We start from the raw sequence: 21,461 nt of genomic DNA on the forward strand, positions 1-21,461 counted from the left end.
CGGGATTCGAACCCGCACGCCCTTTCGAGCAGTGCATTTTGAGTGCACCGTGTCTGCCGTTCCACCAACCCGGCCGCGTCGCCAGATGCTACCGGATCGGTAGCGCGTTCGACATATTGCCTAAAGTCAACTAACTTACTGCGTAATACTCGTCGTCAGCCCCGGGAGGCAGTCATGCAGCAGCTCGCTCAGTGGATCTTCGGTTCGCGCGAGACCGCTGCCTGCAACGCGCGCGGTGCGGCCCTCGAGCTCAGTCGTGGGCGCGTCGAGCGGGCCGAGGTGGAGGCCTATCTGGTGGAGCGCTACGGCGCCACCCGCCGGATCCCGACCACCGGCTGAGGCGGGGAAGGTCTGCCTGCCTGCGGTTCGCGCTGGCGCGATGACTTAGCCTTGGGGAGTGAACTCCAGCGCGCCTTCGTCCATCGTTCGCCGCGTCGTCATCGCCGAGGATGAGGCGTTGATCCGGATGGATCTCGCCGAGATGCTCGCCGAGGAGGGCTACGACGTCGTCGGCCAGGCCGCGGACGGCGAACAGGCGGTGGCGCTCGCCGAGCAGCATCGCCCCGACCTGGTGATCTGCGATGTGAAGATGCCCAAGCTCGACGGGATCGCCGCAGCCGAGCGGATCGCCGCCCAGCGGATCGCCCCCGTGGTCATCCTGACCGCCTTCTCCCAGCGCGAGCTGGTGGAGCGGGCCCGCGATGCCGGTGCGATGGCCTACCTGGTCAAGCCCTTCTCGCGCTCGGACCTGATGCCGGCCATCGAGATGGCGGTCAGCAGGTTCGCCGAGCTCCAGCTGCTCGAGAGCGAGGTCGCCGACCTGTCTGAGCGACTGGAGACGCGCAAGGCCGTGGACCGTGCCAAGGGCGTGCTGCAGAAGGAGCTCGGACTGAGCGAGCCGGACGCCTTCCGGTGGATCCAGAAGACCGCGATGGACCTGCGGCTCTCGATGCGCCAGGTCGCCGACGGAGTGGTCGAGCACGGCTCCGGGCTCGCGGGGCGCGCCACTGAGTGAACCCGCAGGTCACAACTTCACAACGAGGTGATATAGGTCACGGGTCCGGGCTGAATTGGCAGTAGTTTCGAGTCAATTCGGCGGTGCCCCGCCGGGTGTAGAACAACCGGAGGCTTCATGAAACGCAGGAAGACATTCGCCGGGATCGCCACGGTCGCGTTGGTTGGCTCGTTGGCTCTCGCCGGCTGTGGATCCGATGACGGCGACGACGACAACTCGGGCTCGTCCGGTTCAGACAACACGTCCGACAGCTCCTCGCCTGCGGGTGAGAAGAAGGGCGACGGCAAGCTCGTGGTGGGCACCCTGCTCCCGCAGACCGGTGACCTCGCCTACCTCGGCCCGCCGGAGTTCGCCGGCGTGCAGCTGGCGATCAACGAGATCAACGAGGCCGGCGGCATCGACGGTCAGCAGATCACCCAGGTGAAGGCCGACTCCGGTGACGGCACGCCCGACATCGCCGGCGCGTCCACCGACAAGCTGCTCAACCAGGGCGCCGACGTCGTGGTCGGTGCCGCGGCGTCCGGTGTCTCGCTGAGCGTGATCGACAAGATCGTCAACGCCGGCAAGGTGATGTTCTCCCCGGCCAACACGGCAGCTGCCTTCGACACCTACGACGACAAGGGTCTCTACTTCCGGACCTCGCCGTCCGACCGCCTGCAGGGCCAGGTGATCGGCAACATGGCCGTCGAGGACGGTCACAGCAACGTTGCGGTGATGGCGCGTCAGGACGCCTACGGCGAGGGTCTGGCCGAGCAGGTCAAGGCCACGCTGGAGGAGAAGGGCGCCAACGTCTCGGAGTTCATCCTCTACAACGCGGATGCCGAGAACTTCACTGCCGAAGTGAACAAGGTGGCGGCTGCCAAGCCGGACGCGATCGTCCTGGTCTCCTTCAACGAGACCACCAAGATCGTGCCGCAGCTGATCTCGAAGGGTGTGGGTCCGCAGGACGCACAGCTCTACTTCGTGGACGGCAACATGGCCGACTACTCCGACCAGAAGTTCGACCTCACCGGCGTGAAGGGCACCTTCCCGGCGCCCGCCGAGGTGGACCCGGGCTTCAACAAGCTGCTCGACAGCGTCGCCGACGGCGGCAAGCTGAAGGACTACACCTACGGTCCTCAGGCCTATGACGCCGTCATGCTGATCGCCCTGGCCTCGTTGGCCGCCGGCGATGACGACGGTGCCGCGATCGCGACCAAGATCGTGGAGATGTCCAAGGACGGCGAGAAGTGCAGCGGTTGGGCGCAGTGCTCCGAGCTGGTCAAGGCCGGCACGGACATCGACTACGAAGGTGCGTCGGGTCCGACCGACATGAACGACACCGGTAGCCCGAACAAGGCGACGATCGGCATCCAGGAGTACAAGGGCAACAAGTACTCCCAGATCGACAGCGTCTCCGGCGTCCTGGAGTAAGCAGAAGAAGTGGGGGACCTCAGCGCGCAGATTCGGGACGATTCTGCGCGCTGAGGTCACATTGAGCAGCGCGGTCGGCCGCAGCGGTTAGGCCTTGGAGAGCGTGCCGAGGTAGAGCTCGATCACCTTCGGGTCGTTGGCGAGCTGCTCGCCGGTGCCGGTATAGGCGTTGCGGCCCTGGTCGAGCACATAGGCCCGATCGCAGATCTGCAGGCAGCGGGCGGCGTTCTGCTCGACCATCACCACCGAGACGCCGGCCCGGTTGATCCGCCGGGTCTGCACGAAGACCTCGTCCTGCATGACGGGGGAGAGGCCGGCCGAGGGCTCGTCGAGCAGCAGCACCGACGGGTCCATCATCAGGGCCCGGCCCATCGCCACCATCTGCCGCTCGCCGCCCGAGAGCGAGCCCGCGCGCTGGCCGCGCCGCTCGCCGAGGGTCGGGAACAGGGAGCAGACGAAGTCGAAGCGCTCGCTGAAGGTCTTCGGGCGCTGGTAGACGCCCATCTCCAGATTCTCCTGGATGGTCAGGCTGCCGAAGACGTTGTTGGTCTGCGGCACGAAGCCGATCCCCGCGGAGACCAGCTTGTCGGCGCGCTGGTTGGTGATGTCGGCGCCGTCCAGGGTGACCGAGCCGCTGTGGATCTTGACCAGGCCGAAGAGTGCCTTGAGCAGCGTCGACTTGCCGGCGCCGTTGGGGCCGATGATCCCGACCAGCTCGCCGCGCTTGCAGTAGAGGTCCGAGCCGTTGAGGATGTTGACGCCCGGCAGGTAGCCGGCGATCAGGTCGTCGGCACGCAGCAGGGCGCCCTCGGCAGCTGCCAGATGCGCGTCGCGCTCCGGGGTGTTCTCACTCATTGCCCGCCTCCTCGGCGATCTCCTCCTGCGCGGCCGCGAGGATCTTCTCCTCGGCCTCGAAGGTCAGCTTGGTGTCGTGGTGGGCGCCCAGGTAGGCGTCGATCACCCGTTGGTCGGACATCACCGACTCCGGCGGACCCTCGGCGATCACCTTGCCCTGGGCCATCACCACGACCCAGTCGGAGATGTCGCGGACCATGTCCATGTCGTGCTCCACGAAGAGCACCGTGCGGCCCTCGTCGCGCAGCGACTTCACATGGCCGAGCAACGACTGCTTGAGTGCCGGGTTGACGCCGGCCATCGGCTCGTCGAGCATCACCAGCTCCGGGTCCACCATCAGTGCGCGTGCCATCTCCAGCAGCTTGCGCTGGCCGCCGGAGAGCGAGCCGGCGAAGTCGTCGGCCTTGCCGTCCAGCAGGAAGCGCTGGAGCAGGTCCTTGGCGCGCGCGGTGTTGTCGGTCTCCTGCGAGCGCCACATGCGCGGAATGACTGCGGCCCAGAGTCGTTCGCCGGTCTGGTTGCGGGCGGCGACGCGCATGTTCTCCAACACGGTCAGCTTGGCGAGGACCTTGGTCAGCTGGAAGGTGCGCACCATGCCGAGCCGGGCCACCCGGTAGGCGGCCACCTTGTTCAGCGTCTTGCCGTTGAAGCTCCAGGTGCCGGCGTCCGGACGGTCGAACCCGGTGAGCAGGTTGAAGAACGTGGTCTTGCCGGCGCCGTTGGGGCCGATCAGCGCGGTGATCACACCCCGCTGGACCTCCAGGTGCTCCACGTCGACCGCCTGCAGGCCGCCGAAGGAGCGGGTGATGCCGTCGGCCACCAGGATCGCGTCCGGCTTCTTCGCGCCGGGCTCGCGGGCCACGTCGGCCAGGGCGGCTCGTGCCGCCCTGGAGCGCTCGCGGCCCTCCTCGGTGGAGGCCTCCAGGTTGGTGGGCAGGTTGGTCTCAGCGGCCATCGATCGCCAGCTCCCTTCGATCGCCGAAGATGCCTTGTGGTCGGAAGATCATCAACAACATCAGGGCTAGTCCCATCACGATGAAGCGCATCAGGCTCGCCTGCTGGTTGGTCATGATCGCCTCGGGGATCAGCACGCTGCCCTCGTCATCGGTCGCCGCGCTGAGGAAGAGGTCGAGGAAGGTCAGCAGGAACCAGAAGATCACCGCACCCACGACCGGGCCGAGCACCCGGGCCGCGCCGCCGATCAACAGCACCGTGTAGGCGAAGAAGGTGACGTCGGTGGCGACGAAGGTCGGGTTCATCGCGGCACTCTTCAGCGCGGTGAAGAAGCCGGCCAGGGCGCCGATCATGCCGCCGATCATCAGGGCCTGCATCTTGTAGGCGTAGACGTTCTTGCCCAGCGAGCGGACGGCGTCCTCGTCCTCGCGGATGGACTTGAGCACGCGGCCCCACGGGCTGCGCATCAGCAGCCACACCAGCAGGCAGCACAGCGCGATGGTGACCCATCCGGCCAGCACCACCCAGGCGTCGTCCTTGCTCCAGCTCACGAAGCCGAGGTCGACCGGACCGGAGAACGGGTTCAGGGCACGGAAGTCGGCGGAGAAGGAGGTCAGGCCGTCCTGGGCGCCGAAGTACTTCTTCAGGGCGATCGAGCCGTAGAGCTGGCGGACGATCTCCGCAGCGGCGATGGTCACGATGGCGAGGTAGTCGGCGCGCAGCCGCAGGGTCGGGATGCCGAGCAGCAGGGCGAGCAGCGCCGCCAGCACCAGGCCGACCAGCATCGCCAGCCAGAGGGAGATGTCCCACTGCACCACCAGCATGGCCATCGTGTAGCCGCCGACCGCCATGAAGGCCGCCTGGCCGAAGTTCAGCAGGCCGGTGTAGCCGAAGTGGATGTTCAGGCCGATCGCGGCCAGACAGTAGACGATCGCGCTGGTGCCCAGCCCCTGCTGGAACGAGCCGCTGAGAAGGTCGCTGAAGTTCATGTCGTTACTCCTCTCACCCGATCCGTTCTCGTCTGCCGAGGATGCCTTGCGGCCGGATCAGCAGGACCACGATCAAGACGACGAGAGCACCCACGTACTTGAGCTCGTCGGGCACCACCAGGGTGGAGAGCTCGATGAAGATGCCGATGATGAAGGCGCCGGCGATGGCGCCCCAGATGGTGCCGAGACCACCGAGGGTGACCGCGGCGAAGACCAGGAGCAGCGCCTTGTAGCCGACCTGGAAGTTGAAGCCCTGGGTGACGCCGAGCAGGGCGCCGGAGAGACCGGCCAGCGCGGTGCCGAAGATCCAGACCCGGTTGATCACCCGGTCCACGTTGATCCCCGAGGAGGCGGCGAGGGCCGGGTTGTCGGCCACCGCCCGGGTGGCCTTGCCGAGCCGGGTGAACTGCAGCAGGCAGCAGGCCGCGACCAGCACGCCGATCGCGATGCAGAAGACGGTGATCTGCAGGCTGGTGATCCGCAGCGCCCCGATCTCGTACGGCTGCAGGTCGGTGTACTGGCTGTAGTTCCGGTTCTCGCCACCCACCAGGTACTGGTAGGAGTTGCGCAGGAAGATCGAGAGGCCGATCGAGATGATCATCATCGCGATCACGCCGGTGCCGCGCCGGCGCAGCGGCGCCCACAGGCCCTTGTCGTTGAGCCAGCCGAAGACGCCTGAGGCGAGGAAGCCGACCAGACAGGCGACCAGCACCGAGTAGTCATGGCCGAAGAGCGAGATCTCGCCCGGCATGGAGTCGATCGCGAAGGCGATCAACGCGCCGAAGGTCATCAGCTCGCCGTGGGCGAAGTTGGTCAGCCCGGTGGTCCCGAAGACCATGTTCAGGCCGAGTGCCGCCATCGCCAGGATGGCGGAGTAGACCAGGCCGGTGGCCAACAGGTTGAGGGCGAGATCCCAGTCCGACGGCTCCTCGATCTTGTCGTCGATCGGGAAGGTGACCGAGTAGTCGGTCTCCAACTGGAACTGCTCGGTGGTCCGCTTGACGTCCTTCGGATTCTGCAGCGCCGTGCCCTCGGGCAGGGTCTCGGTGTCGATCTCGATCACGTAGCGCTGGCCGAGCACGTCGATCACCTCGCCGAGGTTGACGTCGGCCAGCCCGTCGGCGTCGGAGACCGCCTCGCCGATCGGGTTCCCGTCCAGGTCGCTGACCCGCACGGTGACCCCGGCAACCGGGTCGTTGGCGTTGCCGCGGCGGTCGCGCAGGCAGACCCGGACGTGGATCGTTCCGTCGTCGCGATCGGCCTTCGCGCAGTTCGCGGGCGCTCCGGGGGCCGCGGACGCCGTGGCCGCGTGGCTCGGACCCGCCAGCAGCAACAGCGGCAGCAGGACGAGGCTGAGCAGGCCCAGCGCAGGGATTCGCATGATCGGTCTCAACGTTCCAGGTCTCCTGCCTCGAACCGACATGTGGCGCGCACCACACTAGGCTCACCCGGCTCCGGCCGCGTCCCTGATCGGGCAACAGAACGACAACGATCTGGCTTCGGAGTCGCGATCATTGGCCGATAGTCGGGTTGTCAGAGGACTGACGAACCGGGCGGAGACATCACCGGTCAGGGCGCGTACCCTGTTCGCTGACCGTTCTGCCGATCCGCATCTCAGCGCCGACCGCATTTCGAGGAGGAGCACCGCATGAGTCGTACCGCCGTCCTCCTGCGCGACGCCGTCGTCGACGACGCCGAGGCGCTCGCCACGCTGTGGGCCGACCAGGTCCAGCGCTCGATGTCCCCGGTCGACGACCTCCGGCTGCTGATCAAGCAGGTCGCCACCGTGGAGAGCGACCGGATCGTGGTGGCCACCTTCGACGGCGTCTTCGCGGGCGCGGTCTTCCTGCGCGTCGAGCAGCGCTCGCCGCTGGAGCAGGAGCTGGCCGTCAACGTGCTCTTCCCGTCGGTCGTCCCGGCGCTGCGCCGGCACGGTGTCGGCCGGGCCCTGGTCGATGCCGGCGTGCAGTGGGCCGAGACCCGCGGGATCACCCAGATCCGGGCGGCGTCCACCTCGAACTCGCGCCTCGCGCACCGGTTCCTGGCCCGCTTCGGGCTCTCCCCGCTGGCGGTCCAGCGGGTCGGCGCGACCCACGTCGTGCGCGCCAAGGTCTCTGCCGGCCGGATGCCCGCCGGCAAGCCGATGCCGCGCTCGGTGGGCGCGGTGCTGGCCCAGCGACGCCGTCAGCGCGAAGGCGCCTGACGCCGCCGCCCGGGCCTCGGCCCGGGCTCAGCCGAGTCGGTCGGCCGGCACCAGGGTGCAGGTGATCCGCGAGGTGCAGACCCGGCGTCCGCGCTCGTCGGTGATCACCACGTCGTAGCTGGCCATGCTGCGGCCGAGGTGGACGGGCGTCGCCACGCCGGTCACCGTGCCCGAGGAGGCCGCCCGGTGGTGGGTGGCGTTGATGTCGACGCCGAGGGCGATCCGGTCCGGGTAGCCGTGCAGCGCCGAGCCGATCGAGCCCAGGCTCTCCGCGAGCACCACCGAGGCGCCGCCGTGCAGCAGACCGTACGGCTGGGTGTTGCCCTCCACCGGCATCGTCGCGACCACGCGCTGGGGCCCGGCCTCGATCAGCTCGATGCCCATCTTCTCGTTGAGGCGGCCCATGCCGTGCGGCAGCTGGGCGAGCACGTCGGCGACCGGGATCTGGCCGTCGGCGGCAGCGGGCGTGGCGGGGGTGGCGTCGGTCATGGGCTCATTGTGGCCGACGCTCCCAGCGCGCTGCGCACTGGATAGAGTCGGGGCGTGTCTTCCTCTCCCCAGACCGCGAACCGTCCCCGCCTGCTCCTGCTCGACGGCCACTCGCTGGCCTATCGGGCGTTCTTCGCGCTCCCGGTGGAGAACTTCTCCACCACCACGGGGCAGACCACGAACGCGGTCTACGGCTTCACCTCGATGCTGATCAACGTGCTGCGCGACGAGCAGCCCACCCACGTCGCGGTGGCCTTCGACCTGTCGCGGCAGACCTTCCGCCTGGAGGCCTACTCCGAGTACAAGGCCAAGCGGAACAAGACGCCCGACGAGTTCAAGTCGCAGGTGCCGTTGATCCAGGAGGTGCTCGACGCGCTCCGGATCACCTGGATCACCAAGGAGGGGTTCGAGGCCGACGACATCATCGCCACCCTCACCACCCAGGCGCTCGCCGAGGAGATGGAGGTGCTGATCCTCACCGGTGACCGCGACTCCCTCCAGCTGGTCACCGAGCACTCCACGGTGCTCTACCCGATGCGTGGCGTGTCGGAGCTGGCCCGGATGACGCCGGAGGCGGTCGAGGCCAAGTACCTGGTGCCGCCGCACCGCTACCCGGAGATCGCCGCTCTGGTCGGCGAGGACTCCGACAACCTGCCGGGCATCCCCGGCGTGGGTCCGAAGACCGCCGCCAAGTGGATCACCACCTACGACGGCCTCGACAACATCATCGACCGTGCCGACGAGGTGAAGGGCAAGGCGGGGGAGAACCTGCGCGCCCACCTCGCCGACGTGATCCGCAACAGGCAGCTGAACGCGTTGGTGCGCGACCTCGCGCTCGAGGTCGGCCCGGACGACCTGGCCGTCCAGCCGTGGGATCGCCAGGAGGTGCACACCCTCTTCGACGGGCTGGAGTTCCGGGTGCTGCGCGACCGGCTCTTCGAGACACTCGAGTCCGAGGAGGACGTCGTCGAGTCGGCGTCCACGATCAGCGGGCTGAGCCTGGAGCACGACGCCGTGCGGGCCTGGCTCGCCGAGCTCGACGCGTCGCCGGTCGGCGTCCACGTGCGGGGCACCTGGGGCAGCGGCACTGGCCGGGTCGACGGCATCGCCCTCTCCACCCAGGAGGGCACGGCCGCCTACATCGACGTCGAGGGGCTCAGCTCCGACGACGACGCCGCGCTGGCCGACTGGCTCGCCGACGCCGAGCGGCCGAAGGTCTTCCACGACGCCAAGGGCCCGATGCTCGCGCTGGCCGCCCACGGATGGACGGTGCGCGGTCTGGCCAGCGACACCGCGCTCGGCGCCTACCTGGTCCGCCCGGACCAGCGCTCCTACGACCTGGCCGACCTCACCGTGCGCTACCTCAAGCGCGAGCTCGGTGCCCCGGCGAGCACCGACCAGGGCCTGCTCTTCGACGAGGTCGACGTCTACGTGGAGCCGTCGATGGCGCGCGCGCAGGCAACCGTCGAGCTGGCCGAGGTGCTGGCAGTCGAGATCGAGGAGCACGGCGGCACCCGCCTGCTGCACGAGGTCGAGCTGCCGCTGGTCGGTGCGCTGATGGAGCTGGAGCAGACCGGCATCGCGGTCGACCTCGACCACCTGCAGGGCCTGGAGAGCCAGTTCGGCGACGCCGTCAAGCAGGCCGCCGACGAGGCCTACGCGGTGATCGGCAAGGAGATCAACCTCGGCTCGCCCAAGCAGCTGCAGGTGGTCCTCTTCGACGAGCTGGGGATGCCGAAGACCAAGCGCACCAAGACCGGCTACACCACCGACGCCGATGCGCTCCAGGGTCTGTTCGAGAAGACCGAGCACCCGTTCCTGCTGCACCTGCTGCGGCACCGCGACGTGATCCGGCTGCGGCAGACGGTCGAGGGCCTGATGAAGACGATCGCCACCGACGGTCGGATCCACACCACCTTCAACCAGCTGATCGCCGCCACCGGGCGGCTCTCGAGCACCGACCCGAACCTGCAGAACATCCCGGTCCGCACCGAGGAGGGCCGCCGGATCCGTGAGGCGTTCGTGGTCGGCGCGGGCTTCGACGAGCTGATGACCGCGGACTACAGCCAGATCGAGATGCGGATCATGGCGCACCTGTCCGGCGACGAGGGCCTGATCGAGGCGTTCCGCTCCGGCAAGGACTTCCACTCGATCACCGCCGCCAAGGTCTTCGGGATCGGTGCCGACGAGGTCGGCACCGAGGAGCGGGCCAAGATCAAGGCGATGAACTACGGACTGGCCTACGGGCTCTCGGCCTTCGGCCTCTCCCAGCAGCTGCGGATCGAGCCGAGCGAGGCACGGGTGCTGATGGCCGACTACTTCGAGACCTTCGGCGGCATCCGCGACTACCTGGCCGGCGTGGTCGACGAGGCGCGTCGCAGCGGCTTCACCGAGACCATCATGGGTCGCCGCCGCTACCTGCCCGACCTGACCAGTGACAACCGGCAGCGTCGCGAGATGGCGGAGCGGATGGCGCTCAACGCCCCGATCCAGGGCTCGGCGGCGGACATCATCAAGGTGGCCATGCTCGACGTCCGGGCCGCGTTGGCCGAGCAGGGCCTCGCCTCGCGACTCCTGCTCCAGGTGCATGACGAGCTCGTGCTCGAGGTCGCCCCCGGTGAGCGCGACGCGCTGGAGCAGCTGGTGCGCGAGAAGATGGCCGGCGCCGCGGACCTGCTGGTGCCCCTGGACGTCTCGGTGGGCACCGGCCGCAGCTGGCACGAGGCGGCGCACTAGTGGCGCGGGCGGGCTCGCGCCCGATCAGGCGCGGGCGGGCTCGCGCATCCGGTAGAGGCTGATCCCGAGCAGGACGACGAAGAGGCCGCCGTCCAGCACGATCAGGAAGCCGAGCAGCGCCTCGCGTCCGGTGGTGATCGCCGGGCCGAGGAGCACAAGCAGGGCGGCGGCGAACCAGACCAGGTAGACGGCCCGTCGTCCCTGACGGGCCAACCCGGCGTAGACCAGCAGCTGCAGCATCGCCATCAGGGTGCCCAGGATCGCGAAGGCCCACAGGTCGCCCTCGATCTCGCCGTAGGCGTCGCCGCCGACGAAGACCATCGCGATCGGGGAGAGCAGGACGGAGCCCGCCAGCGAGATCGCGCCGATCACCGCGACCAGGCCGAGCCCGCGGAACAGCGCAGTGCGCCGTTCGCTGGTGTCGGAGAGGGACGGGAAGGCCACCACGATCACGAACTGGGGCAGGAAGAGCACCGCCTTGGCGAGGATCAGGCCTGCCGCGTAGAGGCCGGACTGATGCTCGTCGAGGGCGTTGCGCGCGACCAGGATGTCGGCGTTGATCAGCACGTAGAAGGCCAACAGCGCCTGCGAGCTGTAGGCGGTCTCGCGCAGCAGGGCACGCACGTTGTGCTCGGGCGCCTCGCCGGCCTCGCGCCGGCGCCGGCGCAGGGCGACCGCACCGATCGCGACCGGCAGCAGCAGGCCGATCGCGACCGCGGTCATCCCGCTCAGCGCGGTCGGCTGCCACCACATCATCGCCGCACCGATCAGCACCCGGGGGACGCCGACGGCGAGGTAGAGCAGCGAGAGCGGGAGCCAGCGCCGCTCGCCCTGGAGGATGCCGGCCTGGGCGCCCATGATGGTGAGCGGGATGGAGGTGACGGCGACCATCGCGGCGGTGGCGAGGCTGCCCAGCTTGAGCGCGCGGTCGATCACCGGAGCCAGCGCCAGCAGGGCCAGGGCGAGCACAGCGGTGACCCGATAGGCGAGCCGCAGCATCTCCCGCTCGATCCGCGCGACGTGCTCGGGCTCGGCCGCGATCCGGCGTGCGGCGGTGGCCTGGAGGCCGAGCTGGACGACGCCGACGACCAGCATCAGCGCCATCAGGCTGGCGATCGCGCCGTACTGCACCGGGCCCAGCAGCCGGGCCGCGACCATCTGGAAGGAGTAGGTGCCGACGTTCATCAGGGCCATCGCGATCGCGATCCCGGCGGTGCTCGCCAACAGCGAGCGCGCACTCCCGAGTCGTTTGATCACCCGGCGAGTGTTCCAGACGGTGCCAGCGTGGCCGTCCTCGGTCTCCGAGCGGTTCAGCTCAGCGCACCTTGATCGCGATCCGGTCGGTGGAGACCGGCGAGCTGGTGCCGCGCGCCGTCACCGTGAAGGTGCGGGCCGGCTTGCGGCTGGTCCGGGCGATGACCACGGTCACCGTGGCGCGGGCACCGGGTGCCAGGCGCGGGGTGCGCCAGGTGCCACGCAGGACGGCGCGGGTGATGTCACGCCCACCCACCGTGTAGCGCACCCGCCAGCCGGGCTTGTGGGCGGTGCTCCTCAGAGTCAGCCGGGTCGCGGTGGCGCCGTCGTTGCGCAGGGCGAGCCGCAGCTTCGCGCGCGAGCCCATCGCCACCTTGGCGCTCACCGTGGTGGGGCTCTTCGGGGTGAGCACGCCGGCACCTCGCCATGGCGCACCGGCCCTGCGGACCATCAGGTCGGTGCGGGCCGCGGAGCGGGTGACGGTGTAGCTGAACGAGCGAGTGGTGCGGTTGCCGGCGCCGTCCAGGGCGGTCACCGCGACGGTGTGGGTGCCCCGGGTGCGGGTGTCCAGGTAGCCGCCACGCAGGCCCGGCGCGGTGCAGCGCACCAGGCTCGACCCGCCGCGGTCGGTGCACCCGAAGCCCGGCAGGGCGACGGCGTCCTGGGCGACCTTCACGGCGGCGGGCACGGTGATCGCGGGGGCGATCGCGTCCGGCGCCGGGTGCCGGAAGGCGCGGTAGCTGATCGCGCCGTCGGCGCGCAGCGACCAGACCACGTCGCCGGCGGCGTCCACCTCCGTGGCGACGGGCTGGGTGAAGTCGTTGTCGCCGTTGATCGCCCAGCCGATCATCGTGTTCTTGTTGGGCAGCCGCTGGGTGGAGCCGGCGAAGATGCTGAACCGCCCCTGCGGGACGTGCTGCCAGACCATCGTCGCGGTGCCGGCCTCCTCGTCGAGCCGGTACTCGACGGCGCGCGACTGCGGCCGGGCGACCGCGCCGGAGCCGGGCGGGGTGGCGGCGGGGTCGGGGCAGAAGTCCCCGGCCTGGCCGGTCTGCGCGTAGGCCGGTCGCGCCGCGGCGCCATTGTCGAAGATCAGCACGTTGCCCGAGGCGAGCTCGTAGGCGGTGTGCTGGGCGCAGGGCCCGCCGTACGGGTCGCCGACGAAGGTGAAGTCGCTCTCCTTGCCGCCGAGCCGCCAGAGCACCTCGCCGGTGCTGCGGGAGATCTTGGCGACCGTCGACAGATTGCGGAAGGAGGCGATCAGGTTCCCGTCCGCGGTCGGTGCCACCGAGTTGATGTGCGCGTAGTCGCCCATCGGGCTGACCTGCGCCTGGGGCGGAGTGAAGTGGTCCGCGCTGGTCCAGTCGAAGACCACCTCGCCGTCGGCGTCCTGCTCCTGGATGGTGGCGTCGATCTGACCGTTCACGCCTTCGTAGCCGACCAGCAGCACGTGACCGTCGGCCAGCAGCACCGAGTCATGGAAGTCGGTGTTCACCAGTCCCTTGGTCTCATGGGAGGCGACCTCGTTGAACTGGGCGTCGAGCTCGACGATCCGATCGCCCGACTTGCCGGGGGTCGTGGTCGGCACCGCCACGCTGTAGTTGCCGTTGGGTGCGAGCTTGAAGTCGTTGCTCTTGCTCAGCGAGCGGACGAAGCGCGGCACCCCGTTGTCGTCGACGATCGTCGCGAACGCGTCGTTGCTCAGCATGCTGCCCAGGGTCAGGAAGACGCCGCCCTCTCCGGTCTCCCCGGTGGTGGTGGCCTGGGGCAGGGGGAAGCCCGCCGGCAGGTAGACCCACGTGTAGTGCCGGGTAGCGCCGTCCGCGGTGACCAGCACGGTGATCTCGTCGCCCTCGCCCAACCCGTTCAACGTCACCGCTGTGCCGGGCTTGGTGAGACGGCCGTTGACGGTGACCAGGCTCGAGGCGGGCACGTCGCTCACCCGGACCTGGACCGTGCCGCCGGTGCCGGGACCGGTCCGCAGGCCGTAGCGGCTCACGTCCGCCGAGAACGCCGGATAGGTGCTGACCCCGGTGCCGGTGACGCTGATCGAGGGTGCGGCAACCGCGCGCGGAGCCACCGGCGCCTCGCGTGGGGCGGCGAGCGCGGGGGGCGCGGTGAGCGCCGCGGTGCTCACCACCAGGACAGCGGCGGACGCGATGACGAGACGGTGGGGGCGACGGGGCATGCGCCGAGAGTAGAGCAGGTCGGTTCTCGGCGGCGGCGCCTGTCAGTACGGGTCGGCCGTGTCGTGGTGCCCGAGCAGGCCGGCGACCCGCGACAGCCGCAACCGCAGCAGCACCTTGATCACCACGTTGCGCAGCCACCAGCCCAGCTGGCACGCCATCCGGAGCCGGTCCCGCAACCGCGGCCGGGCATGCTCGAAGACGGCGAGGCTGCCCTCCCGGCGCAGGTAGCGCAGCCGGCTCGGGCCGAGCAGCTCCGGCAGCAGCCCTACGGTGACGCCGACACTGGAGAACGCGTCGTGGATCAGCACCTGGGCCCCCGGCAGCACGTGACGCCGCCACCCCAGATCATGGCGCACCGAGCGCAGGTCATGGGCGCCGTCGATGTAGAGCAGCGAGATCGGCTCCGTCCATCCTGGCAGCGCCTGCTCGCTGCTGGAGACCCGGACGTCGACGCGCTCGGCGAGGTCGTGTCGCGCCAGGTTCGCCCGCAGCGCGGCCTCGGTGCCCGCCTCCCCGTAGCGCCAGTCCGGGCCGAACGGGTCGATCGCCACCACCCGGCAGCCGACGGGGGCGGCGGCGGCCAGCACCACCATCGAGCGACCGTGGTGGCTGCCGATCTCCACCACCGCGCCGCCGGGCACTGCCGAGCGGGCAGCGTCGAACAGGACCGTGCCCTGGGCGGCGGTGAGCCAGCCGGGGATCGGGGCGGAGGCGGCGAGAGCCGCAGCGAGGGTGGTGGGGCGGGGCATCGCTACTTCCTGGGGTCGGTGCTCGGGCCACAGTAGTGGCCCGGGGCGGCGGGCCGGTGACTACGCTGTCGCCCGTGTCGAACCGCGTGCGTCAGGTGCTCATCGCCGTCTGGCCGCTGCTGCTCGCCGTGGTGTTGATCTGGCCGCTGCTCAGCAGCACCGGCCATCCGCTCGGTCGGGACCTGATCTTCGTGCCGGAGCAGCCGTGGACCGACGGCACCTGGGGTCTGGGGCCGGTCGCTCCGCGCGCGATCCCGCTCGACGCGGTGGTCTCGGCACTCACCACGCTGCTCGACGGCGCCGTCTGGGCCCGGGTGCTGATCCTGGCGATCCTGGCGGGGGCGGGCTGGGGCGCGGCACTCCTGGCCCGGAGCCACGGCCTGACCGCAGCCCTGGTCGCCGGCGGCTTCGCGGTCTGGAACCCCTACGTCGCCGAGCGGCTGGCGCTCGGCCAGTGGGCGCTGCTGGCCGGGTACGCGGCGGTGCCCTGGCTGATCCGGCACGGGATGCGCTACGCGCGCACCGGACGGCACGGCGACCTGGCCGTCGTCGTCGCGTGGGCGGCGTGCGGCTCGCTGACGCCCTCGGGCGGTCTGGTGGTGCTGGCGACCCTGGCGGTGGTGCTGGTCTGTGCGGAGCGTCGTCGCTGGTGGCCGCTGATCCTCGCGGTGGCGATGCAGGGCACCTGGATCTCGGCCGGTCTGCTGGGCACCACGGCGGGTGCCTCCGATAGGGCGGGGGTGGCGGTCTTCGCTCCCGACGGTGAGGGCCCCGGCGGCGCCGTGGTCGCGGTCCTCGGCCTGGGCGGAATCTGGGACTCGCTGAGCGAGCCGGCGTCGCGGACCACCTGGTGGGGTGCGCTCACCGCGGTGGTGGTGAGTGCCGTCGTGCTGGCCTTCTGGTGGTGGCTGCGGCGGCGCCCGGCGCCGGCGCTGCGGGCCCTGATGGTGCTCGGCCTGCTCGCGCTGGCGGTCGTGCTCCTCACCGCGCTGCCGCTGGGCACGCGCCTGCTGGAGACGGTGGTCGCCGAGGTGCCGGGCGCCGGGCTGCTGCGCGACAGCCAGAAGCTGCTGGCGCCCTACGCGATCCTGGCCGCGGTCGCCTTCGGCGTGCTGAGCGGTGCCGCGGTCCGCAGGCTGGCCGGTCTCGGCGTCGAGGTCTTCGGCTCGGTGGCGGTGGTCGCGGTGCTGGCACCGGTGGTGCTGCTGCCGGACGCCACCACCGTGGTCTGGCCGACGGTGCGCCCGGTCCACTACCCGGCCGGCTTCGCCGAGGTCGCCGAGCACCTGGACGCCGCGGCGCGCGAGGGCGACGCCTCGGCAGTCGTGACGCTGCCCTGGCGCAGCTATCGGCTCTTCGCGTGGGGGAGTGAGGTGACGGCCTCCGACCCCGCGATCCGCTGGTTCGACCGCACGGTCGTCGTCGACGACGACCTGCAGGTGGGGCGGCGGCTGGTTCCCGGGGAGTCGAAGATCGGTCGCCAGGTGGGCGAGGCACTGCGGGCCGAGGTGCCGCTGACCCAGCTGGGCGATCTGGGGATCGGCTGGGTGCTGGTCTACCGCGACGACCGTGGCGCGGCCAAGCTCGACCCCCAGGGCCTGCAACCCGTCTACTCCGACCGTTGGCTGGCGCTGTACCGGGTCCCCGGCGTGACCGAGGCCGGCCATGCCGGGCCGCGCGAGCGCGCCGTCGTGATCGGGGCCCATCTGCTCTATGCCACGCTCGGTCTGGGCGCGGCCGGATGGGCGTTGGTCACCGTTGCACAACGGCTGCGGCGTCGGCGCTCGGAAAGCGCGACATCGGCTATCGCCGGTGATACTCTCCAGTAGTTTCAGTGCCGCTCTGAGGGAGAAGCTGTGCTCGGTCTCAAGGTCATCGTTCCGCTCATCGTCGGATCCGTTCTCGCTGTGGGTGCCTCTGCCGGTCTGGTCTGGTCGCAGACCCAGGCGCCCTCGAAGAACCCGGCTGACGCCCAGATCCTCACCTACGGGGATCAGGGCTGAGCAGCTCCTCGACCTGATCGGTCGAGGTCTCCCAGTCGAACAGTGCCGCCCGGGCTCGGGCGGCACGCCCCATTTCCAGGCAGCGCTCGCGATCCGCGAGCAGGTCGGCCGTGGCCCGCGTCAACGCGTCGAGGTCGTCGACCAGCAGCCCGGTGACGCCGTCCTCGATCGACTCGCGGACACCACCGGCAGCGCGATAGGCCACCGACGGCGTCGCCTGGAGCGCGGCGTCGACGACGACGCGACCCCAGCCCTCCTTGACCGAGGGCATCAGGTGCACCCAGGCACCGGCCAGCAACGCGTCGCGCTCGGCGTCGCCGACCTGGCCGTGGAACTGGACCAGGTGCGAGACGCCCAGGCGCCTCGCCTCGGCGACCAGGCGATCGGCCCACCAGCCCGAGCCGATCACGTCGAGCGGCACCTCGGTGCCCTGGCGGCGGAGCTCGGCGACCACGTGGAGCGCGTGCTCGACCTGCTTGTGCGGCACCAGCCTGCCCAGCACGCACAGCCGCGGCGTAGCGGTGGTGACGCCGGCGGGGGTGGGCAGGACACCGGCCAGGGTGCTGCCGTTGTGGATCACGGTGACGGACTCGGCGGCGATGCCGAGGCCGATCAGGTCGGTGCGGCTGGCGTCGCTGACGGTGACGTGGGGGACCCGCCGGTACAGGCGCGGCGTCACCCGGGACTCCACCGTCCAGCCGAGCCGGCCACCGAGACCGGGGTAGATCATCCGCCACTGCTCGCGGTGCAGGTGGTGGACGAGCGCGATCAGGCCGTCGCGGCGCACCAGCCGGGCCGCGAACGGCAGTCCGTTGATCACCTCGACCACGGCGTCCTGACGACGACCGTCGCGCCCCAGCAGCCAGGCCAGGCCTCGCGGGTAGACGCTCAACCGGCCGCCCCGGCGGCGATAGCGCACCCCGCGCCGCGACTCGTCGGCCCGAGCCCCCGGGTAGCGCGCGGTGACCACGGTGACCTGGTGGCCGCGTGCCGCCAGGCGCTGGGCGATCTGCTCGACGTAGACCTCGCTGCCGCCTCCGTCGGGGTGTCCGGTGTCGCGCCAGGTGAGGAAGGCGATCCTCATCGGGCGGCCGCCGCATCGTCCTGGATCCGGCGGCACAGGTCGGAGGCGGCGCCGTCGCGGATCGAGAGATCGGCCTTGAGACGCTGCAGAGCCTCCGGGTCGGCGTCGATCTCGAAGTCGCTGGGGAAGATGTTGAAGTCCTCGTCGTGGTGGGAGGCCGGGATCAGCAGCGGCTGGCCGCCCGGGTTGCTGGTCACCTCGAAGTAGCCGACGTCGGTCCGGTTGCGGATGCCGATCCGGATCCGTCCGTCCAGCGGGATCTCCTGCACGGGCGCGGCCTGGACCTGGTCACCGGAGCGGAAGCTGAGCTGGAACCAGTTCTTGTCGAGCCGCTCCAGCCAGAGCTCGTAGCCGGCCTCGCCCTGCACGCTGGCCAGCCGCGCCGCGCGGTCCTTGCCGCGCTCGAGCCAGACATTGAGCAGGCGGTCGCGCTGGCTCACCACGACCCAGCGCCGGTACGGGTCACCGGTGTTGAGGTAGAGGGTGTCGCAGTCGCCGCGGATGTGCAGCTGATCGGTGCGGCCTCCCGTGGGCTGCTGGTCACCGGTGCTGACGGGTGCGCGGCCTGGGGTCAGCGACTGCTGCAGGCTCAGGTACCGCTCCAGCTGCTCGCCCTCGTGCACGATCGCCGCCATCGAGAAGCCGACGATGACCTGCACGCACAACGACCAGGCGGCGCCGATCGCGAGGAAGGTGGTGGCCACGATCAGGCGCGGTCTCCGCTGGTGGCTCCAGCGGCACAGCCAGGCGGTTCCGATCGCGCCGCCCACCACGAGAGCGGGCACGAAGTCGCTGACGTAGCGGGTGGCGAAGTAGCCGTAGGCCATCACGCCGCCGGTGATCAGGAACATCGCGACCAGTACGGGGCGCAGGTGGCGAACGTGGGCGGGGGAACCCGGCTTGAGCAGCACCAGCGCGGCCAGGGCGGTGAGGATCAACAGGGCCGGCATGAAGGCGGTGACGCTGCCGGTCCGGTAGGCCTGATCGATGAAGGCGCCGTCGTAGGCCGGCGGTGGCGCGGCCGGCAAGGTCACGAACGGGAACCACTCCACGAAGCGGATGCCGTCGAGCCGGAAGTAGGCCATGAACGCCGTGGTGAAGAACTGCAGTCCGGTGATGGTGCCGCCGTTGACCTCGAGGGCCTCCTGGCGGTGCTCGCTGAGGCTGGTCCACACCTGGTCCTGGAGCGGGAACATGTAGACGTGGCCGAACTTGTGCAGGTTGAGCGCGATGCCGGCCAGCCAGGGCAGGGCCCCGGCCAGGCTGACCGCCCACCAGCGGCGCCGGTAGCCCGGCGTGGGCCGACCGGTAGCGATCCACAGGCCGAGGGCGATCACGGTCAGGCAGACCGCCCACCCGGCGGTGGTCCGGCTGCCCACGCAGATCGCGCAGAAGGCCGCCAGCCAGCCGATCGCCGACGGCGTCGGCTGCTCCAGGACCCGCAGCATCCAATAGGCGGCGCCCACCGCGCCGGCCGAGGCCCACAGGTAGACCTCGTGGTAGACCCACGGCTGGCCGGCCACGAAGGTGAGCGTGGTGCCCCCGGTGGCGAGCGCCAGGAAGAGCGAGATCAGGGCGCCCTCGCCGTTGCTGAGCTCCGCACGCCCGGTGAACCGCCGTCGCAGCAGCCAGACCAGGCGGGTGGTCATCGCGGCGAAGACGATCCAGCCCACGCCCATCGAGAGGATGGTGAGCCTGCCGTCGAAGAGGTCGGTGGTGAACAGGATCGGCATCCGCAACAGCGCGGGGAACGGCGGGAAGTAGGTGTAGGTGACCCCCGAGCGGACGAACCCCTCGATGCTCAGCGAGCCGTCCGGGACCGCCCACCGTCCGTCGAGCAGGGCCCGTGCCTGCAGGTCGAAGAACCCGGAGGCGTAGCCGGTGCCGAGCGTGGTGCGGGTCAGCGAGGTGGAGAAGTCGAGCAGGGTCAGGAAGAAGGCAACACCACCCGCGGCCAGGCCGAGGGTGGTGAAGAACCGGATGCGGTTGTGGTGGGGACTGGCCATCAAGCTCGCTCGAGCCGGTACAGCAGCTGATAGCCGAACAGGGTCGGCCAGGCCTTGGCCAGACCGCCGTCGACGGCGGCTGCTGCCTGGACGGAGCGCTGCATCGCAGCACCCTTGCCGGGCGCCATGGCCTCGATCGGGGTGCCCACGGTGGTGCGCTCGACGATCCGCAGGCCGCAATCGGCGATCAGGCGCTCCAGGCTCTTGCGGGTGAAGAAGCGCAGATGGCCGCGGTCCAGCGGGCCCCGCTGGTCGTAGTCGAAGGTGCCGGTCGCCGCCCGGCCGCGCGGGTACCAGTGACCGAAGTTCGGGACCGAGATCAACAGCTCGCCGCCGGGGGCGAGCGCCGCGGCGAGGTCGCTGAGCAGCACCTGCGGCTCGGCGACGTGTTCGAGGATGTCGGCGGCCACCACGACGTCGTACCCGGAGCCGACCTTCGCGGGCAGCGGCGCCCCGAGGTCGGCCTCGACGAAGGCGTCCAGGCGCTCGTCGACGCCGTCGAAGCGGTACTTGTCGACGCCGGTGACCCAGTGGCCGAGCTGGCGCACGCGCGCGCCGAAGCGACCGTCGTAGCACCCTGCGTCGAGCACCTGGCTCGGCGCCCGCTGACCCAGCCAGTCCAGCAGGACCCGGTGGGAGCCCTGCTCGGTCTTGAGCTCGTACAGCGCCGCGGACTCGTCGTTGGCGACCCCGCCGCCGAAGCCCCGTCGGTGTGCCCAGTCGCGCAGCACATGGCCGGTGATCTCGCGGGCGTACTTGACGCCGTTCACGTAGCAGATCTCGTCGCCGTAGTAGGTCGGGATCGGCACCTCGGCGATCCGCCGGCCGGCGCCGTGCAGGCCCAGGATGATCTCGGTGTCGAAGTCGAATCCTGCCGAGTAGTCGTCGAGCGGCAGCTGCGCCAGGACGTCGACCCGGTAGGCCCGGTAGCCGGAGTGCCACTCGGTGAGGTCCAGGCCGGTCAGCTTGTTCTGGAAGGTGGTCAGGATCCGGTTGCCGACGTACTTGTACATCGGCATGCCGCCGTCGCGGGCGCCACCCTTGATCATCATCCGGGAGCCGAAGACGGCGTCAGCCTCGCCGGCGACCAGGGGTGCCAGCAGGTCCTCGATGTGCTCGGGGGAGTACTGCCCGTCGCCGTGCAGCAGCACCACGTAGTCGAGGCCCTCCTCGATCGCCCAGCGGTACCCGGCACGCTGGTTGCCGCCGTAGCCGAGGTTCTGCTCGTGGCGCACCAGGGTGATCGGCCACTCGACGCCGTTCTTGAAGTCCAGCCCCACCTCGAAGGTGTTGTCGGAGCTGGCGTCGTCGCAGACCAGGATGTGATCGACGGTCTTGGTGAACGAGACCGGCAGCCGGGCCAGGGTCTGGGCCAGCGTGGTGGCTGCGTTGTAGGCGACGACAAGCACCCCGATGCGCGGTGCGGGTGCGCTCTCAGGTAGCAGATAGGCCTCGGTCACTTCGGTTCCTCCCGAGTCAAGACGGCCCCCCTCCACGGTGACCTGGGCGACAGTTAACCATG

General features: G+C 70.2%; 17 protein-coding genes. 6 read left to right on the plus strand and 11 right to left on the minus strand.

Going from position 1 to position 21,461, the window contains the following annotated elements; all coding sequences use genetic code 11:
* The first annotated feature begins 174 nt into the window (after positions 1-174).
* The 3 genes from ABD151_RS05455 to ABD151_RS05465 all read left to right on the plus strand — a co-directional run bounded on the left by ABD151_RS05455 (position 175) and on the right by ABD151_RS05465 (position 2,428).
* A complete protein-coding gene (locus tag ABD151_RS05455; protein ID WP_343992102.1) occupies positions 175-339 on the plus strand; it encodes a hypothetical protein in 165 nt (54 codons plus the stop codon).
* A 58-nt stretch (positions 340-397) separates the two neighbouring features.
* Positions 398-1,015 carry an ANTAR domain-containing response regulator gene (locus tag ABD151_RS05460; protein WP_343992104.1) on the plus strand — a complete coding sequence of 206 codons (618 nt, stop codon included), beginning with the start codon at positions 398-400 and terminating at the stop codon, positions 1,013-1,015.
* 117 nt (positions 1,016-1,132) lie between these two features.
* Positions 1,133-2,428 carry an ABC transporter substrate-binding protein gene (locus ABD151_RS05465; protein ID WP_343992106.1) on the plus strand — a complete coding sequence of 432 codons (1,296 nt, stop codon included), beginning with the start codon at positions 1,133-1,135 and terminating at the stop codon, positions 2,426-2,428.
* 87 nt (positions 2,429-2,515) lie between these two features.
* Here ABD151_RS05465 and ABD151_RS05470 read toward each other — a convergent pair whose 3' ends face one another.
* The 4 genes from ABD151_RS05470 to ABD151_RS05485 are packed head-to-tail and all read right to left on the minus strand — an operon-like array spanning position 2,516 to position 6,607.
* Positions 2,516-3,283, minus strand: coding sequence for an ABC transporter ATP-binding protein (locus tag ABD151_RS05470; RefSeq protein WP_343992108.1), 768 nt, complete (start codon positions 3,281-3,283; stop codon positions 2,516-2,518).
* Positions 3,276-4,238 (minus strand): ABC transporter ATP-binding protein, encoded by a 963-nt coding sequence (locus ABD151_RS05475; protein ID WP_343992110.1) that lies wholly within the window; start codon positions 4,236-4,238, stop codon positions 3,276-3,278. Before ABD151_RS05475 ends, ABD151_RS05470 begins: the two co-directional genes overlap by 8 nt.
* Entirely contained in the window at positions 4,228-5,226 is a 999-nt protein-coding gene (locus ABD151_RS05480) for a branched-chain amino acid ABC transporter permease (RefSeq protein ID WP_343992112.1), read from the minus strand. Before ABD151_RS05480 ends, ABD151_RS05475 begins: the two co-directional genes overlap by 11 nt.
* 13 nt (positions 5,227-5,239) lie before the next feature.
* Positions 5,240-6,607, minus strand: a complete 1,368-nt coding sequence (locus tag ABD151_RS05485; RefSeq protein WP_343992114.1) for a branched-chain amino acid ABC transporter permease — start codon at positions 6,605-6,607, stop codon at positions 5,240-5,242.
* A 267-nt stretch (positions 6,608-6,874) separates the two neighbouring features.
* Here ABD151_RS05485 and ABD151_RS05490 point away from each other — a divergent pair, with 267 nt between their 5' ends.
* Positions 6,875-7,429, plus strand: coding sequence for a GNAT family N-acetyltransferase (locus tag ABD151_RS05490; protein ID WP_343992116.1), 555 nt, complete (start codon positions 6,875-6,877; stop codon positions 7,427-7,429).
* Positions 7,430-7,456: 27 nt separating this feature from the next.
* On the opposite strand, the gene ABD151_RS05495 is transcribed toward ABD151_RS05490, so the two are convergent.
* Positions 7,457-7,918, minus strand: coding sequence for a hotdog fold thioesterase (locus tag ABD151_RS05495; RefSeq protein ID WP_343992118.1), 462 nt, complete (start codon positions 7,916-7,918; stop codon positions 7,457-7,459).
* Between the two features lie 54 nt (positions 7,919-7,972).
* Here ABD151_RS05495 and polA point away from each other — a divergent pair, with 54 nt between their 5' ends.
* Complete coding sequence (polA, locus tag ABD151_RS05500) at positions 7,973-10,654, plus strand: DNA polymerase I (RefSeq protein ID WP_343992120.1); 2,682 nt, start codon at positions 7,973-7,975, stop codon at positions 10,652-10,654.
* 24 nt (positions 10,655-10,678) lie between these two features.
* Here polA and ABD151_RS05505 read toward each other — a convergent pair whose 3' ends face one another.
* Genes ABD151_RS05505 through ABD151_RS05515 form a run of 3 tightly spaced genes read right to left on the minus strand, consistent with a single transcriptional unit; the run spans position 10,679 to position 14,846 of the window.
* Positions 10,679-11,911: a lipopolysaccharide biosynthesis protein gene (locus ABD151_RS05505; RefSeq protein ID WP_343992121.1), complete on the minus strand. Its 1,233-nt coding sequence runs from the start codon at positions 11,909-11,911 to the stop codon at positions 10,679-10,681.
* Between the two features lie 58 nt (positions 11,912-11,969).
* Entirely contained in the window at positions 11,970-14,096 is a 2,127-nt protein-coding gene (locus tag ABD151_RS05510; protein ID WP_343992122.1) for an aryl-sulfate sulfotransferase, read from the minus strand.
* Positions 14,097-14,138: 42 nt separating this feature from the next.
* Positions 14,139-14,846, minus strand: coding sequence for a class I SAM-dependent methyltransferase (locus ABD151_RS05515; RefSeq protein ID WP_343992124.1), 708 nt, complete (start codon positions 14,844-14,846; stop codon positions 14,139-14,141).
* 74 nt (positions 14,847-14,920) lie between these two features.
* Here ABD151_RS05515 and ABD151_RS05520 point away from each other — a divergent pair, with 74 nt between their 5' ends.
* Entirely contained in the window at positions 14,921-16,675 is a 1,755-nt protein-coding gene (locus tag ABD151_RS05520; protein WP_343992126.1) for an MmpA family trehalose lipid delivery protein, read from the plus strand.
* Positions 16,676-16,826: 151 nt separating this feature from the next.
* Here the strand turns inward: ABD151_RS05520 and ABD151_RS05525 are convergent, their stop codons facing one another.
* Genes ABD151_RS05525 through ABD151_RS05535 form a run of 3 tightly spaced genes read right to left on the minus strand, consistent with a single transcriptional unit; the run spans position 16,827 to position 21,399 of the window.
* Entirely contained in the window at positions 16,827-17,933 is a 1,107-nt protein-coding gene (locus tag ABD151_RS05525; RefSeq protein ID WP_343992128.1) for a glycosyltransferase family 4 protein, read from the minus strand.
* Positions 17,930-19,939, minus strand: coding sequence for a hypothetical protein (locus ABD151_RS05530; RefSeq protein WP_343992130.1), 2,010 nt, complete (start codon positions 19,937-19,939; stop codon positions 17,930-17,932). The genes ABD151_RS05525 and ABD151_RS05530 overlap by 4 nt, the downstream gene beginning before the upstream one ends.
* On the minus strand, positions 19,939-21,399 hold the full coding sequence (locus ABD151_RS05535; protein ID WP_343992132.1) for a glycosyltransferase: 1,461 nt from the start codon (positions 21,397-21,399) through the stop codon (positions 19,939-19,941). The genes ABD151_RS05530 and ABD151_RS05535 overlap by 1 nt, the downstream gene beginning before the upstream one ends.
* Between the last annotated feature and the right edge of the window lie 62 nt (positions 21,400-21,461).

Origin of the sequence: Nocardioides dubius (assembly GCF_039528155.1) — a bacterium.
Lineage (GTDB): Bacteria > Actinomycetota > Actinomycetes > Propionibacteriales > Nocardioidaceae > Nocardioides > Nocardioides dubius.

Coding starts and splice junctions, on each gene's coding strand:
- ABD151_RS05530 (WP_343992130.1), bottom strand. CDS start 19,939: ATGGCCAGTCCCCACCACAACCGCATCCGGTTCTTCACCACCCTCGGC.
- ABD151_RS05490 (WP_343992116.1), top strand. CDS start 6,875: ATGAGTCGTACCGCCGTCCTCCTGCGCGACGCCGTCGTCGACGACGCC.
- ABD151_RS05525 (WP_343992128.1), bottom strand. CDS start 17,933: ATGAGGATCGCCTTCCTCACCTGGCGCGACACCGGACACCCCGACGGA.
- ABD151_RS05455 (WP_343992102.1), top strand. CDS start 175: ATGCAGCAGCTCGCTCAGTGGATCTTCGGTTCGCGCGAGACCGCTGCC.
- ABD151_RS05495 (WP_343992118.1), bottom strand. CDS start 7,918: ATGACCGACGCCACCCCCGCCACGCCCGCTGCCGCCGACGGCCAGATC.
- ABD151_RS05480 (WP_343992112.1), bottom strand. CDS start 5,226: ATGAACTTCAGCGACCTTCTCAGCGGCTCGTTCCAGCAGGGGCTGGGC.
- ABD151_RS05465 (WP_343992106.1), top strand. CDS start 1,133: ATGAAACGCAGGAAGACATTCGCCGGGATCGCCACGGTCGCGTTGGTT.
- ABD151_RS05485 (WP_343992114.1), bottom strand. CDS start 6,607: ATGCGAATCCCTGCGCTGGGCCTGCTCAGCCTCGTCCTGCTGCCGCTG.
- ABD151_RS05515 (WP_343992124.1), bottom strand. CDS start 14,846: ATGCCCCGCCCCACCACCCTCGCTGCGGCTCTCGCCGCCTCCGCCCCG.
- ABD151_RS05475 (WP_343992110.1), bottom strand. CDS start 4,238: ATGGCCGCTGAGACCAACCTGCCCACCAACCTGGAGGCCTCCACCGAG.
- ABD151_RS05470 (WP_343992108.1), bottom strand. CDS start 3,283: ATGAGTGAGAACACCCCGGAGCGCGACGCGCATCTGGCAGCTGCCGAG.
- ABD151_RS05510 (WP_343992122.1), bottom strand. CDS start 14,096: ATGCCCCGTCGCCCCCACCGTCTCGTCATCGCGTCCGCCGCTGTCCTG.